This is a genomic window from Allobosea sp. GW823-FHT02B03, assembly GCF_058797755.1.
Window position 1 is genome coordinate 426,120 of sequence record NZ_JBXAJY010000006.1, and the last position, 15,889, is coordinate 442,008.

A 15,889-nucleotide genomic window follows, 5' to 3' on the forward strand; every position below is an offset into this window, starting at 1 on the left:
TTATCACCCAGTTTTTATTCTGCGTTATTTTAATAAATTTTATATTAATAATATATTCTACGCTTGTGATACATCAAGTTTCATATCTAATATTTCTACGATTCGTATTATCTGCAGCGCTCTTAATCCGAGGCAATATTCATAATCGGCCGACTAATGGAAGGCGCAACCCCGCAGCAATCGGGCTTATTTAGGGCACGCCGGTCTTTGCTCAGGGCCTTGTTATTTGCGGTCATTGCAGCGATCGTCGGGGGCGCAATCGCTGCGAGGTCTAAGTTCCTTCAAATGCTGGTCTCCGGCCTCTAGCCGGAGCCTTTACGATAGCTCCGCTTCCGACCCAGCTGCGACATTCAACGCTTCGGGCGGCTTGACACCCATAGCCCAATAGAGAAGCCCGCGCGCGGCGGGTCATGCCCCAGGCGATGCGAGTTATGAACTAGTCGTTGTTGCATGACGCTGCGGCAGGGGTCCGCGTTTTGTGCGTCAATGGTAGATCATAGCGAGCAGGTAGCCGTATCATCGCAGAAGCGACGCTGATCTGGATTGCGACCTCGATCAATCTGATCGGCGCGATCGCACTTTCGCTGCTCTTACTCTAGGACGCCGGTCGACCATCGCCGGCAACCTCGCTCGCTGGCCTGCTGCCGGTTTCGTGGACACCGAGATTGGGTGTTTCATGAAACCGGAGGTAGCGTACGCGGCGAAGACAGTTTGGGCGTGAGTTCAAGATCGAGGCGGTCCGCCTGATCAAGGATCGCGGAGTGAGTGTGGCGCAGGCGTCTCGGGATTTGGATGTCCATGAGAACCAGTTGCGCAAATGGGTGAAGCTCCTCTCGGCCGATCCTGCTCAGGCTTTTCCCGGCCACGGTCAGATGAAGCCGGAGCAGCTTGAAATCGAGAAGCTGCGGCGAGAGGTGGCCAAGCTCAAGGCGGAGCGCGACATCCTAAAAAAGGCCGCGGCCTACTTCGCGAAGGACGTGACATGAGGTTCACGTCCATTGCGAAGCACCGGGGGATCTGGCCGGTGGCATGGCTTTGCGAAGCGCTGGATGTGTCGCGCTCGGGCTTCCATGCCTGGCTCAACCGATCGCCGAGCAGGCGTGCACGCGACGACGAGGAGATCGGCAACAGGGTCCGGGCAAGCTTCCTTGGTTCGGATCGGATCTATGGTGCCAGGCGTGTCTGGCGGGACGTGCTGGCGGAAGGCATCGATTGCGGCCTGCATCGCATCGAGCGGCTGATGCGTGCCCAGGCTTTGCGTGCCAGGCCGGGTCGGCGCAGCCTGCCCAGGGATGAGGGCCAGCGATCGGCCATCGCGCCGAATACGCTCGGCCGGAAGTTTCATGCCGAGCGTCCGAACTAGCGCTGGATCGCCGATTTCACTTATATCTGGATCGCAGAGGGTTGGCTTTACGTTGCAGCCGTCATCGATCTCTTCTCCCGCCGGGTGGTGGGCTGGTCGATGAAGGCCGACATGACCGCCGGGCTCGTGACCGATGCACTGATGATGGCGATCTGGCGTCGGGGAAGGCCGGATGCCCTGCTGCACCATTCGGATCAGGGCAGCCAGTACGCCAGCGAGCAGTTCCAGAAGCTCATGGCCGACAACGGCGTTACCTGCTCGATGAGCCGCTCGGGCAATGTCTGGGACAATGCCGCGATGGAGAGCTTCTTCTCATCGCTGAAGACCGAGCGGATCAGAGGCAGGGTTTACCGGACACGCGACGATGCTCGTGCCGACGTGTTCGATTACATCGAGCGGTTCTACAACGCCGTTCGCAGGCACTCGACCATCGGCTACATCAGCCCGGTCGAGTTCGAAAAGAAGGTGGGATTAGCCCAACCGACTGTCCACAGAACCGGCAGCAGGCCACCAATCTCGGCAACGCTCGGCTGCGGGCGCGTAGAACAGCGACGGCCTAGAGGGCGCTTGCGCTGTCTGCTAAGGGAAAGCGAGTTTACGACAGCCGAGGCGAACATGCACCCATCATCATACGAGCATATGCGTGCGTTGACTGAAAAATACCTGCGGCCCGATCAGAACCTGATGATTGCCGATATTGGCAGCTACGATGTCAACGGCAGCTACAAGCCCCTGTTTGGCAATCTCAACTGGACCTATCACGGAGTCGACCAAGCCGCGGGGCCAAACGTCGATTTCGTCCTGAGCGACCCCCATACGCTCCCGTTTTCAAGCTCCTCCTATGACGTAATTATCTCGGGCCAAGCCTTCGAGCACATGGAATTCTTCTGGCTCGTCGCGACCGAGGTTGCACGTGTGATGAAGCCTGGCGGCCTGTTCTTTCTGATCGCCCCTTCCAAAGGTCACGAACATCGCTATCCGATGGATTGTTGGCGCTACTATCCCGACGGCTACGCCGCGATCGGGAGATGGGCCGGCCTGGAAACTCTGGAAGCGAAGTCGGACCTCGCTGACCCAGCCTCAGATTGGGGTGATACGGTCGGGGCGTTCAGGAAGCCGGATAACTGGCGCCCGATGGATATCCACGCGCATCTGCGCCAGCGAGTGACGGAACTTGAGGAGCATAATCGGGCGCTTCTCAACTCAACTTCCTGGAAGATCACTGCCCCGATCCGCGAAATCGTGAGGGCTATGAAAGGCGCGCAGAAATAGTCGCGGCCGACGCCTAGCAGTTCCGCAATGGCTTGCGGGCTATCGAGCGGCAAAGGTCGCGCACCCGACGGCTGAACTTCAATTCGAACAATGTGAACGGCTTCGGACATTTAAAAGACCCGTGCGAGGCGATTGGCGGGCTATAGGTAGGTGGGTGCGCTCTGATAGGAAGGAGGTTGGTCTATGTCGTCCTGAAAGGAGCACGAGCTGCAAATGAACGCCAACTTTTCTCAAGACCTTGCCGACCTGAAGAGCAGCTATGAGCGCTCGCCAGAGCCGTCCTATAAGGTCTCGAACTACTTCACAGCCTACGTAGAAATGTTCGCGCACCTGCGAGGCAAGGATTGCACCTTCGTCGAGACCGGAATTCTCAACGGTGGGTCGCTGTTCATGTGGCGCGACTGGCTAGGCCCTCACGCTCGCATCATCGGCGTAGATTTGAACCCTGGCGCCCAGAAGTGGCGCGAGCACGGCTTTGAAATCTACAATGGGGATCAAGGCGACCCCGCATTCTGGGCGCAAGCCTTCCGGCAAATCGGCAGCTTCGACGCGTTGCTAGACGACGGCGGACATCAGTCTTTCCAACAGATCGTAACGCTGAAATCCGCTCTGGCAGTGGCGCAAAAGCCTTGCGTGATAGCGATTGAGGATACCTGCACGAGCTTCATGAAGGAGTTCTCACGGCACCGGGATAGGTCGTTCCTCGAATATGCGAAAGATGCGACCGACGTGCTCGTTTCCAACGCGAACCATTTCTTCGAAGGCGAGTTCCCGCCCATCGATAACCAAGAAGTGGTCGACGAGTTCTCTCAGGTTTATTCGATCCAGTTTTACAGCGGGATCGTGGCGTTCAATTTAAACCCTTCGCTCGCAGGGCGCCCTGAACTCATCTGGAACAGACCGCTCCATCCCGAAGTGGCCGAGCATGATTTCCGATACGACGGTGTCAGCGAAGCAACCGTCGTCTGGCCGAACCCCTATCTGAAGGAAGTTGTCACGGTACGAGGCGGCCGCGGCTGAGCCGGAACGGCCACTCACGACTCGGTGCCCAGACTATCGGTCGCAGTTCTGCGATAAGCTCGTCCACGGTCGGCTACGGGCGCGTGCCGACCTCGACCTTCCCCATCTTGACATAGACAAGGTCCAGACTGCGGAGCGCCAGACGAACAGAGCCTGCCCCTCGGCTACGAAAACCGGGTTGGGGTCGTCACGGTAGCCGACTGCCGTATGGATGCTGTCGTAGCTGCGCAGCTTCGCTGTCTGGTCGAGATGCTCCTGAATGGCGCGACTGTAGTCGCCGATCGTCGGAGGCCGCGGAGGCGGGACCGAAGCGCGCAAGGCGTCACTATCAGCCGCGCTGAGTTCCGCGAGCACGCCGTTGGCAACGGCTTTAGCCATCAGAGGTACCTCGCACGACCTCTAGCTTTTCCCCTCACCATGCAAATCCCGGCAGAGCAGCGCCTCGGCGCGTTGATCACCGACGAGACGGCCGGTCGGCCCTATGCCGAGTTTGCCTATGCCCGAGATTGGCGCGAGATCGCCAGGCGGACATTCCCGACGACGTCTGGAACAGCGATGCCCGGACCGGTGCTATCACTGAGGCCAAAGACGCCGAGGGCGAGCCCCACACGATCCGCGGCGCCGTCGGGCATACACAGATTTCGGCGACGTCCGATACTCGCGCGGGCCCATCGGAAAGATTCGGGCGGTGGCCAAAAAAGCGCGCATCGCCCGCTGCGGCCGCGACAATAGCCCTGAACACGCTTGGGGAACGCGATGGGAAACACGAATTTAGCGGCAGACCGCCATAACAAACTGAGCTTCACAGGGAATTTGGAGCGGGCGATCGGGATCGAACCGACGACATTCAGCTTGGGAAGCTGACGTTCTACCACTGAACTACGCCCGCGCGCCCGTCGATATAGCCGGGTGGTGGCCGGCCCTGCAAGCCGGCCTGCGAAAGATTGTCGAGGAAATCGAACGGCGCCGCGGCGGTTGCCCCGCGCGGCGCCGTAGAGGGCTTACCAGCAGCCGTAATAGCCGCAGCCATAATAGCCGTAACGCGAGCGCGACGAGGCGGCGATGACCGCGCCGCCGACCGCGCCTGCGACGACGCCGGCCGCGACCGCGTTGCTGGCCTGGGCGTTGGAGCGGCGGAAGCTCTGGAAGACGTCGCTGCGGCAGCGCTCGAAGGCGCGCGTGCCGGGACGATGGCCGGCATCGAGGCAGACGGTGTCGGCTTCCGCCGCCGATTGCTCGACGGTCTGGCAGCCGGCGAGTCCGGCCGCGAGGACGCCGGCGATGATGAGCGCGCGCATGAAAAATCCTTCCTCTGCAAATAGATGGCCACGAAAGCCATGGAGCGGACAGGCGTCGAGTACGCCCCCCGCCGGTGACACGAACATGAACGCGCCGCCGATCGCTGACCGACGTCGCAGGCGGTACTTGGCGCCATTTGACACGAAATCGCCATTTTGTCGCAAGGATGCTTGCCGATCAGGCAAGCGATCGGGATTCGCAGCTAACAAACGATTGGCGGGTCACGCAGCGAAGCAGCCGATTTCGGCCCAGATCGCCGCGTCCCGCCGGACACAAACTGGCGATCCATCTCTTTGTCGAAGCATCGAATTCCTCCGAAAAGTGGTTTCCACTTTTCGGTCCGAGGCTCTGGGCTATTGCCTTATCGCATTTTCTTCACGCGAACCGGTACCCACTTCGCTCGAAAATGCTCTAGCTGCGGAAGTGCTTGGAGAGCTTCAGGGCCTGGCCCTGATAGTTCGAGGTGCCGATCTCGCCGTAGAGCGCGTCCGGCTCGGCCGCCATCTTCTCGAAGGCGAGGCGGCCAACGACTTGCCCGTCCTCCAGGACGAAGGGCACCTCATGGCTGCGCACCTCGAGCACGCCGCGGCTGCCGGGCGCACCATCGGCACCGACGCCGAAGCCGGGATCGAAGAAGCCGGCATAATGCACCCGGAACTCGCCCATGCTCGGATCGATCGGCGCCATCTCGGCAGCGAAGCCCGCCGGAATGTGCAGGCGCTCCTTCGAGGCGAGGATGTAGAACTGGTGGGGGTCGAGGATCAGGCGCTTGCGGCCCCTAGTGTAGAGCGGCGTCCAGAAATCCTCGACGGCATACTGGCCGACGCGGTCGACATCGATGACATCGGTGAAGCGCTGCGCCTGATAGCCGATGATTTCGTCGTCGCTGGCGCCGGCGAGATGGATGCGGAAGACGAGGCCGTTGCGGATCGTCGCCGGCCCGTCGACCAGCGGCGTGCGCTCATGGACGAGGCGCAGATCCCGGTCCGAGACCCGGAAGCCCGAAGCCTCCTCCTGGCTCCCGCCGCGGCGGCGGAAGCGGAGCTGGTTGAGACGGCTGCCCTTGCGCACCTTGATCGAGAAGCTCGATGGCGAGATCTCGGCGTAGAGCTTGCCGGAATAGCCGCCGGCGACGCTGTCGAAGACCTCGCTGCGATCGGCGATCAGGCGCGTGAAGACGTCTAGTCGGCCGGTCGAGCTCTTCGGATTGGCGAAGGCCGAGATCGTCGCCGGCAGGTCGGCCAGCGACTCCATCAGCTCGACGACATAGACGCAGTTCTTCTCGAGAATGGCGCCGTGCGCGAGCGAGACCTCATCCTGGGCGAGATCCTCGAGCACCTGCTCGACGCTCTTGTTCAGCCCGGGCAGGAAACTGGCGCGAACGCGGTAGGCCTTGTCGCCGAGGCGCAGATCGAGGCTCGCCGGCTGGTACTGGCTCTCGTCGATCGCGCCCGAGCTCGAGCGCACCATGCCGCGGCTGACGAGGGTGCGGATATCCTGGCGCGGCAGCACGCCGGACTTGCCGCTGAGCGAGGCGGAGGCCGGCTCCGCGAGCTCGGTCGGCAGGTCGGAGGATGTCACCATTGGGTCAGAACCTCTAAACAGGCGGCGATCATACAGCAAGCCCGCCACCTTCGCGCCTGCGCGACCGTTTTCGCGCCAGTTGTCCACGCCGGAAACGCGCCGGCGCACGCCCGTACCCAAGCTTCGCGCTTGAGCCCGAAGCCGGCTCCGGGGCATAACGGCTGAACGACATCCGCCGGGAGAAGACCGCGCCTGCGGGCACGGAGCCTCAGATCATGTACCAGGCCGAAACGCATGGCGTGCGGGTCACCGTCTCGCCGAAATTCATGGAGGCCGAGTCGACGCCGGAGCAGGGCCGGTACTTCTGGGCCTATACGATCGAGATCGTGAACCTCTCCGATCGCACCATGCAGCTGATGACGCGGCACTGGGTGATCACCGATGGCCGCGGCGAGGTCCACGAAGTCCGCGGCGAAGGCGTCGTCGGCAAGCAGCCGGTGCTGCAGCCCGGCGAGAGCTTCAGCTATACCTCCGGCTGCCCGTTGATGACGCCCGATGGCAGCATGAGCGGCTCCTACGCCATGCTCGGCGAAGACGGCGCGGCCTTCGAGGTCGAAGTGCCGCTGTTTCCACTCGATTCACCTTATGTGAAGAAGGTCCTGCATTGAACGCCTCCGCACGTCCGACCGGGCAGCGCTACCAGCCGCTCGACATGCTCGCCCGGCTCGTCGCCTTCGACACGGTCAGCCACAAATCCAACCTGCCGCTGATCGACTTCGTCGACGATTACCTTGCCGGCTGGGGCGTTGCCTCGACCCGTTTCCCCAATGCCACCGGCGACAAGGCGGCGCTGTTCGCGACGATCGGCCCGCAGGATCGCGGCGGCGTGCTGCTCTCCGGCCATACCGACGTCGTGCCGGTCGAGGGGCAGGCCTGGTCGCGCGATCCGTTCACGCTGTATGTCGAGGACGGCCGGGCCTATGGCCGCGGCGCCGTCGACATGAAGGGGTTCGTCGCGCTGGCGCTTGCGCTCGTGCCGGACTTCCTGGCGGCCGGGCTGAAGACGCCGATCCACCTGTTCTTCTCCTATGACGAGGAGGTCACCTGCCTCGGCGTCGTCGACGGCATCGCCGAGATGGGCAAGAGCCTGCCGCGGCCGCGCGCCGTCCTCGTCGGCGAGCCGACCTCGCTCGACATCGCCGATGCGCATAAGGGCATCCGCACCTTCTTCACCAAGGTCACCGGCTTCGCCGCGCATTCCTCGAAGCCGCATCTCGGCGCCAGCGCCGTGCATGCCGGCACAAGGCTGGCGGCCGATCTGGTCCGCCTCGCCGATGAGCGCGAGACGCAGATCGACGAGAGCGGCCGGTTCGACCCGCCCTATGACACCATCCATGTCGGCAAGTTCCAGGGCGGCATCGCCCGCAACATCCTGGCCGATCGCTGCGATCTGTCCTGGGAGGTCCGCACCCTGCCGGGCTCCGATCCGGAGGCGGTGCCCGCGCGCTTCGCCGCTCTGTCGCAGGAGGTACTCGCCCGGATGCGGAAGACCGCTCCGAGCGCCGCGATCGAGACGGTGATGAGCTCGGACGTTCCCGGCCTCGCCCCCGATCCCGGCTCGGAGGCCGAGACGCTGGCGATGCGGCTCGCCGGCCGCAACAGCACCATCGCCGTGGCCTATGCCACCGAAGCCGGCCATTTCCAGCGCGCCGGCCTGCCGACCGTGGTCTGCGGGCCGGGCTCGATCGACCAGGCGCATCAGCCGGACGAGTACATCACGCTGGAGCAGTTTTCCGCCGGCGAGGCCTTCATGCGGCGGCTGATGGAGCAGTGCCGGGCGTAGGTCTGGCCTTCAACGAAAAGAGCGCGGGGAACCCTCTCCTGTAAGGAGAGGGCAGGGTGAGGTGTAGGCCCTATGACCAGTTCCGCGAGGCCTGACCGCGCGGCTGGATTCAGGCGAACGTTTCCAGTCCGAACACCTCACCCCTGCCCCTCTCCTTCCAGGAGAGGGGTTCTCCGCAGATTCACTCTCCCGCCGAAATCTCCGCCTCGACCTCGGCCGGGTCGAAACCGTAGCGCCGCGAGCAGAACTCGCAGGTAACGGCGAGCGAGCCGTCATCGGCGATCATCGCCTTGCGATCCTCGGGCGGGAAGCCTCTGAGCATGCCGAGCACGCGCTCGCGCGAGCAGCGGCAGGCGTCATGCACGAGAACCGGCTCGAAGACATGGGCGCCGCGCTCGTGGAACAGCCGGTAGAGCAGACGCTCGCTCTCCAGCGTCGGGTCGAGCAGTTCATGGTCCTCGATGGTGCCGACCAGCGAGCGGGTCTCGGCCCAGGCATCGTCGGCAATGCCGTCATTGTCCTCGCTCGCCAGGATCTCATGCCCTTCCGGCGCATCGCCGGGGTGCAGGTCGGCGGCACGCATCCGGTCCGGCGAGTTCGGCATGAACTGCACGATCAGCCCGCCGGCGCGCCAGGCGAGGCCGCCGCCGGTCAGCACCGTGCCGACGCCGAGGCGGATGCGGCTCGGGATCTGCTCGGACTGGCGGAAATACTGGTGGCCGGCCTCTTCAAGGCTCTGGCCGTCGAGCGCGACGACGCCCTGATAGCGCGTCGCCTCCGAGCCCTGGTCAACGGTCATGGCGAGATGGCCGCGGCCGAGCAGTTCGCCGGTCGAGAGCGCATCGGCGTCGATCGCCTGCGCCAGGCGGTCGGCATCGTAATGCGCCATGGCGCGGTAGCTGTCGGGTGCGTTGAAGTCGACGACCAGCATCGAGATCGGCCCGTCGCTCTTGGTCTGGAGCTGGAAACGGCCTTCGGACTTCAGCGTGGTGCCGAGCATCACGGTGAGCGCCGCCGCCTCGCCGAGCACGCGCGCGACGGGCTCCGGATAGCGATGGCGCTCGAGGATCTGGTCGAGCGAGGCGCCGAGCCTGACGACGCGGCCGCGAATGTCGAGCGCCGGCACCGCGAAGGGCAGGACCCTGTCGTCGGGCGCCGGGGCGCCGATCGGATCGTTCTCCGCCATCAGGCCGCCACCGCGCCGAAGCACCAGGCCAGAATGCCCTTCTGGGCATGCAGCCGGTTCTCGGCCTCGTCGAAGACAGCCGATTGCGGCCCGTCCATCACCGCGTCGGTGACTTCCTCGCCGCGCGATGCCGGCAGGCAGTGCATGAAGATCGCGTCCTTCTCGGCGCGGCCGAGCAGGCGCTCGTCGACCTGGAAGGGACGCAGCAGGTTGTGGCGCGTGCCTTCCTCGTCGCCCATCGAGACCCAGCAATCGGTGATGACGCAGTCGGCGCCCTCGACGGCGGCCTCCGGCCGCGTCGTCAGGGAGAGCTTGGCGCCCTGCTTGCGGGCCCAGTCTATCAGCGCCGGCGGCGGCGCCAGCTCTTCCGGCGTCGCGATGGCGAGCTCGAAATCGAGCCGGCCGGCGGCATGCACCCAGGAGGTCAGGACGTTGTTGGTGTCGCCGGTCCAGGCGATGCGCTTGCCCTTGATCGGCCCCTTGCGCTCCTCGAAGGTCATGACGTCGGCCATGACCTGGCAGGGATGCTGGCGCTTGGTCAGGCCGTTGATCACCGGAACGGTGGCGTATTTCGCCATCTCGACCACGGAATCATGGTCGAGCATGCGGATCATGATGGCGTCGACATAGCGCGACAGCACGCGGGCGGTGTCGGCAATGGTCTCGCGTTCGCCGAGCTCGATCTCCTGACCGGTCACCATCATCGGAGAACCGCCGAGCTCACGGATGCCGACATCGAAGGAGACGCGGGTGCGCAGCGAGGGCTGCTCGAAGATCATCGCGATGACCTTGCCCTCGAGCAGGCGGTCGCCGGCAGCGGCGGGGGTACGCCGGCGGGTCTTGATCTCCTCGCCCGCCTTGAGAATGGCCCGGAGTTCCCCGGCGGAAAAATCCGAGAGATCGAGAAAGTGACGCACTGGAGTCCCCATGCTCATTCCGCCGCCGGCCGGGCCAGCGTCGCCTCGACGGCGCTGGCCGCCTTGTCGAGCCGGGCGAGCGCCTCGGAGACCTCCGCGTCGCCGATAATCAGCGGCGGCAGCAGGCGCACGACATTGTCGCCGGCGGCGACGACGAGCAGACCGGCGGCGCGCGCCTCGGCGACGAAATCAGTGTTCGGGGTGCGCAGCTTCAGGCCGAGCATCAGGCCCTGGCCGCGAATCTCCTCGATCACGTCGGGATGCTTGTCCTTGAGCTCGGCCAGCGACTGCTTCAGCCGCAGGCTGACCTGGGCGACACGCTCGATGAAGCCGGGCTCGAGGATGACGTCGAGCACGGCATTGCCGACCGCCATGGCCAGCGGATTGCCGCCGAAGGTCGTGCCATGCGTGCCGAGAACCATGCCGGCCGCGGCCGCCTCGGTGGCGAGGCAGGCGCCCATCGGGAAGCCCCCGCCAATGCCCTTGGCGATCGCCATGATGTCGGGCGCGACGCCGTTATGCTCATAGGCGAAGAATTTTCCGGTGCGGCCGACGCCGGTCTGGATCTCGTCGAAGATCAGGAGCAGGCCGTGCTCGTCGCAGAGCTCGCGCAGCAGCTTGAGGAAGCGCATCGGCACCGAGCGCAGGCCGCCCTCGCCCTGGATCGGCTCGATCATCAGCGCCGCCGTCTCGGGCGTGATCGCAGCCCGCAGCGCCTTCTCGTCATCGAAGGGCACCTGGTCGAAGCCGTCGACCTTGGGGCCGAAGCCGTCAATGTACTTCTGCTGGCCGCCGGCGGCGATGGTCGCCAGCGTGCGGCCATGGAAGGCGCCTTCGAAGGTGACGATGCGGTAGCGCTCGGGATGGCCCTGCGCGGCGTGATATTTCCGCGCCATCTTGATCGCGCACTCGTTCGCCTCGGCGCCCGAATTGGTGAAGAAGACGCGCTCGGCGAAGGTCGCCTCGCAGAGCCGGCGGGCGAGCTTCTCGCCATCCGGCATGCTGTACAGGTTGGAGGTGTGCCAGATGCGCTGGGCCTGCTCGGTCAGCGCCTTAACCAGATGCGGATGGGCGTGGCCGAGCGCATTGACGGCGATGCCGGCGCCGAAATCGAGATAGCGCTGGCCGTCGGCGGTGATCGCCCAGGCGCCTTCGCCGCGCTCGAAGGCGACGGGTGCGCGCGCATAGGTCGGCAGCAGAACGGAGGAATTGGCGGAAACGGAAGCGGAGCTCATGGAGCGAGGTCCTCGCGACGGAACGTAACGGAAAGCGCTGGGCGCCGGGGTGTGAAGCGGTAGTTCGGGGCGCGGCGGCAATCTGCCAGCACGATGCGACCCCGCGGCGACGTTATCGTCGCAGGCCTTTCCCGTTTTCTCGTCGCGCCGTCAGCCGCATCGCTCGAAAGTCCGGATCGCTCAAAACATAAGCGCCGCCCCAAGGGCGGCCGCATTGAGAAGACTATGCAAAAGCGGTCCGGCACTGTCAATTCCGGCCCGGCCCCGCAGCGTTGCCAAATAGACTCACCCGGCTGCGGGATCGAAGGTTTGTCTGGGGAAAAGCCGATTTCCGATTCGGCGACTCTTGTGGGCGAGTCAAGCCATCTTGTATGGTCCCCTTTGTCAGATACGACATCTCGTGCGGCGTCTCCAGTATCGTCAGTTCCGAGCGTAGCGGTTTCCGTTCTCCGACGGACGCTGCCGATATCGGATTCCGCCATGATCTTTCCCTATGCCTCGCCCGCTATCGGCAAGGCATGACGAAGACAGGTGAAATCGATGAGCGAAGCTGGAGCCTGGACCGACGAACGCGTCGAACTGCTCAAGAAGCTCTGGAATGACGGCCTGAGCGCCAGCCAGATCGCCGGCGAACTCGGCAACGTCACCCGCAATGCTGTCATCGGCAAGGTCCACCGTCTCGGCCTTTCGGGCCGCGCCAAGAATCCCGGCTCGGCCGCGCCGCGCCCGCGCAAACCCGCGACCCGTCCGCCGGCGCATCCGATGGCCAGCCCGGCTGCGGGCGGTGGCGGCATGACCCGCGGCAACACCGCGCTCGCCCCGCAATTCGTCCCGGAGATCGAGGCGGAGCCGGAAGCCGAGCACGTCCCGGCTCCCGCCGAGGAGGTGGTGATCCCGTTCTCCGAGCGCGTCACCATCATGGACCTGCGCGAATACATGTGCCGCTGGCCGATGGGCGACCCGACCTCGCCTGAGTTCCGCTTCTGCGGCGGCCGCTCGCTGACCGGCATGCCCTATTGCGGCTATCACGCCCGCATCGCCTACCAGCCGGCAACGGATCGGCGCCGCGACCGCAAGGTGCGCGCCTGATCCGGCAGGAGCCGATCGAGCCATCAAAGCCGGCCTTCGGGCCGGCTTTTCTATTGGTGGGAGAGACGCCGATGCGCGCCGACGAAACCGCGGGCCCTGTCGAATATGCCTGCGCCCTGCCGATCCGGGGCGGACGCGTCCTGCTCGGGCTGAGGGCATCGCATCGCCGGAACCGGCCATCCTGCTGGGACACGATCGGCGGGCATGTCGAGCCCGGCGAAACGGCCGATCAGGCCCTGATCCGCGAATTGCAGGAGGAGATCGGCATCACGCCGACCACATTCGCGCACTTCACCACGATCGAGACGACGGAGAGCGACGGCGTCTCGCCGGCCCTGTGGCATCTGTTCAGCGTCACAGGCTGGGATGGCGGCGATCCAACTATCGCCAATGACGAGCATAGCGAGATCCGCTGGTTCGCCTTCGCCGATGCCAGCGCTCTGTCGCCGCTGGCCTCGGAAGCCTACCGCCCGGTCTTTGCCCGGCTGGCCGAAGCGCCATGACCGGTTTCGCGATCTATCTGGGGGCCGCGCTGGCCGAAATCGCCGGCTGCTTCACCTTCTGGGCCTGGCTCAAGCTCGGCAAATCGGCCTGGTGGCTGCTGCCGGGGCTCCTCGCCCTGGCGCTCTTCGCCTGGCTCCTGACGCTGATCGACAGCGCCGCCGCCGGGCGCGCCTTTGCCGCCTATGGCGGGGTCTACATCGTCGCGTCGCTGGGCTGGATGTGGCTGGTCGAGAAGGTCCCGCCGGATCGCTTCGATCTGGCTGGGGCGGTGCTGTGTCTCGCGGGCGCGGCGGTGATCGTCGCCGCGCCGCGCTGAAGCCTCAGCCGCGGGCGAAGGTCTCGTCGAAGGCGTAGCCGGCGCCGCGCACGGTGCGCAGCGGATCCTTGGCGTCGTCGGGGGTGATCGCCTTGCGCAGGCGCCCGACATGAACGTCGACGGTGCGCTCATCGATATAGACGTCGCGCCCCCAGACGGCGTCGAGCAGCTGGGCCCGCGAATAGACCCGGCCTGGGGCCTGCATCAGGAATTCGAGCAGGCGGAACTCGGTCGGGCCGAGATGCAGCTCGGCGCCGCCGCGGCGCACCCGCCGTGTCGTCCGGTCGAGCTCGAGATCGCCGGCCGTCAGCATGCCGACGACATGGCCGGGCTTGACCCGGCGCAGCAGCGCCTGGATGCGGGCGATCAGCTCCGGCAGCGAGAACGGCTTGACGACATAATCGTCGGCGCCGGTGGCGAGGCCGCGCACCCGCTCGGTCTCCTCGCCGCGCGCCGTCAGCATGATGATCGGCACGCGCTCGGTGTCGCGCCGGGCGCGCAGCCGCCTGCAGAGCTCGATGCCGGAAAGGCCGGGCAGCATCCAGTCGAGCAGGACGAGATCGGGCGTATGATCGCGCAGATGCAGCTCGGCATCGTCGCCGCGCGCGACGCTGTCGACCTCGAAGCCCTCGGCCTCGAGATTGTAGCGGAGCAGCAGGGTCAGCGGCTCCTCGTCCTCGACGATCAGGATGCGTGCAGGCATGTCCGGCCTCCGCTCAGGCGCCCGTCCGCTCAGCCATTGGCTGCGGGCAGGTCGACCAGGATGTTGGTGGTGTCGAGCTTGGGACGGCTCTCTTCCACCGACTGGCCGGTGATCAGGTAGTGGATCGTCTCGGCGATATTGGTGGTGTGGTCGCCGATGCGCTCGACGTTCTTGGCGCAGAACAGGAGATGCGTGCAGAAGGTGATGTTGCGCGGATCTTCCATCATATAGGTCAGGAGCTCGCGGAAGAGCGAGGTGTAGAGCGCGTCGATCTCGTCGTCGCGGCGCCAGACCTCCATCGCCTTCTGCTCGTTGCTGGCGGCATAGGCGTCGAGCACATCCTTGAGCTGAGCCTGCACCAGGCGGCTCATATGCTCGAGCCCGACCACGGCGCGGTGCGGCGGCGAGAACTGGCCGGAGATCGCGACCGCACGCTTGGCGATGTTCTTCGCGAGATCGCCGACGCGCTCGATGTCGGCAGCGATGCGGATCGCCGAGATCAGCTCGCGCAGATCGTTGGCGAGCGGCTGGCGGCGGGCGATGGTCAGCACCGCTTTTTCCTCGACATCGCGCTGGAGGTTGTCGAGCCGCTGGTCGGCGGTGATGACCTTCTGCGCCAGCGCGGTGTCGCGGCGCACCAGCGCCACGGTGGAATCGCCGAGCATGCGCTCGGACATGCCGCCCATCTCGGCCAGGCTGCGGCGCAGCCCTTCGAGGTCGGCATCATAGGAACGGACGATATGATCGGACATCGGGGCGGATCCTGTGGCGGGAGCGAGCGGACTTGCGGGCGTCAGCCGAAGCGGCCGGTGACGTAGTCCTGCGTCTGCTTCTTGTTGGGGTTCATGAAGATGGTGTTGGTCGCGTCGAACTCGACGACCTCGCCGAGATACATGAAGGCGGTGTACTGCGAGACGCGCGCCGCCTGCTGCATGTTGTGGGTGACGATGACGATGGTGAAGTCGCTCTTCAGCTGCTCCAGCAGGTCCTCGATCTTGCCGGTCGAGATCGGATCGAGCGCCGAGGTCGGTTCGTCGAACAGGATGACCTCGGGCTTCTGGGCGATGGTGCGGGCGATGCAGAGGCGCTGCTGTTGGCCGCCGGAGAGGCCCATGCCGGAGCTCTTCAGCTTGTCCTTGACCTCGTCCCAGAGAGCGGAGCGGCGCAGCGCACCCTCGACGCGGTCGTCGAGCTCCGACTTCGGCGGCTTCTCGTAGAGACGGATGCCGAAGGCGACATTGTCGTAGATCGACATCGGGAACGGCGTCGGCTTCTGGAAGACCATGCCGATGCGCGAGCGCAGCTCGTTGACGTCGACATCGTTGGAGATGACGTTGCGGCCGTCGAGCAGCACCTCGCCGGTGGCGCGCTGCTCCGGATAGAGCGAGTAGATCCGGTTGAAGATGCGCAGCAGGGTCGACTTGCCGCAGCCGGAGGGGCCGATCAGCGCGGTGACATGGCGGTCACGGAAGCTGAGATTGACGTTCTTCAGCGCCTTGTGCTCGCCATAGTAGAAATCGAGGTTCTTCACCGCGATCCGGATCGGCGCCTGGGCGTCGAGGACCTGCGGGCTGAGTTCCAGGGTCGAGAGCATCGACATGTTCCTTCCGATCGGGCG

General features: G+C 64.9%; 15 protein-coding genes, 1 tRNA gene and 1 pseudogene. 8 read left to right on the top strand and 9 right to left on the bottom strand.

Annotated features, from left to right (window positions below):
* Nucleotides 1-728: 728 nt before the first annotated feature.
* From AC1REK_RS22180 to AC1REK_RS22190, 3 genes and pseudogenes are all read left to right on the top strand, one after another.
* Nucleotides 729-1,840: pseudogene (locus AC1REK_RS22180) on the top strand (IS3 family transposase); the annotation flags it as partial.
* Nucleotides 1,841-2,047: 207 nt separating this feature from the next.
* Nucleotides 2,048-2,635, top strand: coding sequence for a class I SAM-dependent methyltransferase (locus tag AC1REK_RS22185; RefSeq protein ID WP_492273824.1), 588 nt, complete (start codon nucleotides 2,048-2,050; stop codon nucleotides 2,633-2,635).
* Nucleotides 2,636-2,848: 213 nt separating this feature from the next.
* Entirely contained in the window at nucleotides 2,849-3,655 is an 807-nt protein-coding gene (locus tag AC1REK_RS22190; protein ID WP_492270159.1) for a hypothetical protein, read from the top strand.
* A gap of 814 nt (nucleotides 3,656-4,469) precedes the next feature.
* Here the strand turns inward: AC1REK_RS22190 and AC1REK_RS22195 are convergent.
* The 3 genes from AC1REK_RS22195 to AC1REK_RS22205 all read right to left on the bottom strand — a co-directional run bounded on the left by AC1REK_RS22195 (nucleotide 4,470) and on the right by AC1REK_RS22205 (nucleotide 6,538).
* Nucleotides 4,470-4,544: transfer RNA gene (locus tag AC1REK_RS22195), tRNA-Gly, on the bottom strand.
* A gap of 112 nt (nucleotides 4,545-4,656) precedes the next feature.
* The gene (locus AC1REK_RS22200; protein ID WP_327521585.1) at nucleotides 4,657-4,953 is read right to left on the bottom strand and encodes a hypothetical protein; all 297 of its coding nucleotides are present in this window, start codon (nucleotides 4,951-4,953) and stop codon (nucleotides 4,657-4,659) included.
* Between the two features lie 412 nt (nucleotides 4,954-5,365).
* Complete coding sequence (locus AC1REK_RS22205) at nucleotides 5,366-6,538, bottom strand: 2'-deoxycytidine 5'-triphosphate deaminase (protein ID WP_492270158.1); 1,173 nt, start codon at nucleotides 6,536-6,538, stop codon at nucleotides 5,366-5,368.
* Nucleotides 6,539-6,753: 215 nt separating this feature from the next.
* On the opposite strand from AC1REK_RS22205, the gene apaG reads away from it, so the two are divergent.
* Together apaG and argE are read left to right on the top strand one after the other, a co-directional pair.
* Nucleotides 6,754-7,146, top strand: coding sequence for a Co2+/Mg2+ efflux protein ApaG (gene apaG / locus AC1REK_RS22210; protein WP_316021136.1), 393 nt, complete (start codon nucleotides 6,754-6,756; stop codon nucleotides 7,144-7,146).
* Nucleotides 7,143-8,321: an acetylornithine deacetylase gene (gene argE, locus AC1REK_RS22215; protein WP_492270157.1), complete on the top strand. Its 1,179-nt coding sequence runs from the start codon at nucleotides 7,143-7,145 to the stop codon at nucleotides 8,319-8,321. Before apaG ends, argE begins: the two co-directional genes overlap by 4 nt.
* A 181-nt stretch (nucleotides 8,322-8,502) precedes the next feature.
* Here argE and AC1REK_RS22220 read toward each other — a convergent pair whose 3' ends face one another.
* From AC1REK_RS22220 to AC1REK_RS22230, 3 genes are read right to left on the bottom strand one after another with little or no spacing between them, the layout of a single operon-like run.
* Complete coding sequence (locus tag AC1REK_RS22220; protein WP_414644913.1) at nucleotides 8,503-9,510, bottom strand: Hsp33 family molecular chaperone; 1,008 nt, start codon at nucleotides 9,508-9,510, stop codon at nucleotides 8,503-8,505.
* A complete protein-coding gene (gene argF, locus AC1REK_RS22225; protein ID WP_083533224.1) occupies nucleotides 9,507-10,436 on the bottom strand; it encodes an ornithine carbamoyltransferase in 930 nt (309 codons plus the stop codon). Before argF ends, AC1REK_RS22220 begins: the two co-directional genes overlap by 4 nt.
* 2 nt (nucleotides 10,437-10,438) lie before the next feature.
* Nucleotides 10,439-11,659 (bottom strand): aspartate aminotransferase family protein, encoded by a 1,221-nt coding sequence (locus AC1REK_RS22230; RefSeq protein WP_316021133.1) that lies wholly within the window; start codon nucleotides 11,657-11,659, stop codon nucleotides 10,439-10,441.
* Nucleotides 11,660-12,199: 540 nt separating this feature from the next.
* Between AC1REK_RS22230 and AC1REK_RS22235 the strand changes: the two genes are divergently transcribed.
* The 3 genes from AC1REK_RS22235 (at nucleotide 12,200) to AC1REK_RS22245 (ending at nucleotide 13,568) form a co-directional block, all read left to right on the top strand.
* Nucleotides 12,200-12,748, top strand: a complete 549-nt coding sequence (locus AC1REK_RS22235; RefSeq protein ID WP_316021132.1) for a GcrA family cell cycle regulator — start codon at nucleotides 12,200-12,202, stop codon at nucleotides 12,746-12,748.
* 71 nt (nucleotides 12,749-12,819) lie between these two features.
* Nucleotides 12,820-13,251, top strand: a complete 432-nt coding sequence (locus AC1REK_RS22240; protein ID WP_492270156.1) for an NUDIX hydrolase — start codon at nucleotides 12,820-12,822, stop codon at nucleotides 13,249-13,251.
* Entirely contained in the window at nucleotides 13,248-13,568 is a 321-nt protein-coding gene (locus AC1REK_RS22245; RefSeq protein ID WP_492270155.1) for a YnfA family protein, read from the top strand. The genes AC1REK_RS22240 and AC1REK_RS22245 overlap by 4 nt, the downstream gene beginning before the upstream one ends.
* A gap of 4 nt (nucleotides 13,569-13,572) precedes the next feature.
* Here AC1REK_RS22245 and phoB read toward each other — a convergent pair whose 3' ends face one another.
* The 3 genes from phoB to pstB are packed head-to-tail and all read right to left on the bottom strand — an operon-like array spanning nucleotide 13,573 to nucleotide 15,871.
* Entirely contained in the window at nucleotides 13,573-14,271 is a 699-nt protein-coding gene (phoB, locus tag AC1REK_RS22250; RefSeq protein ID WP_316021129.1) for a phosphate regulon transcriptional regulator PhoB, read from the bottom strand.
* Nucleotides 14,272-14,300: 29 nt separating this feature from the next.
* On the bottom strand, nucleotides 14,301-15,023 hold the full coding sequence (gene phoU / locus AC1REK_RS22255; RefSeq protein ID WP_066473331.1) for a phosphate signaling complex protein PhoU: 723 nt from the start codon (nucleotides 15,021-15,023) through the stop codon (nucleotides 14,301-14,303).
* A gap of 41 nt (nucleotides 15,024-15,064) precedes the next feature.
* A complete protein-coding gene (pstB, locus tag AC1REK_RS22260; RefSeq protein WP_291639442.1) occupies nucleotides 15,065-15,871 on the bottom strand; it encodes a phosphate ABC transporter ATP-binding protein PstB in 807 nt (268 codons plus the stop codon).
* Nucleotides 15,872-15,889 lie beyond the last annotated feature (18 nt).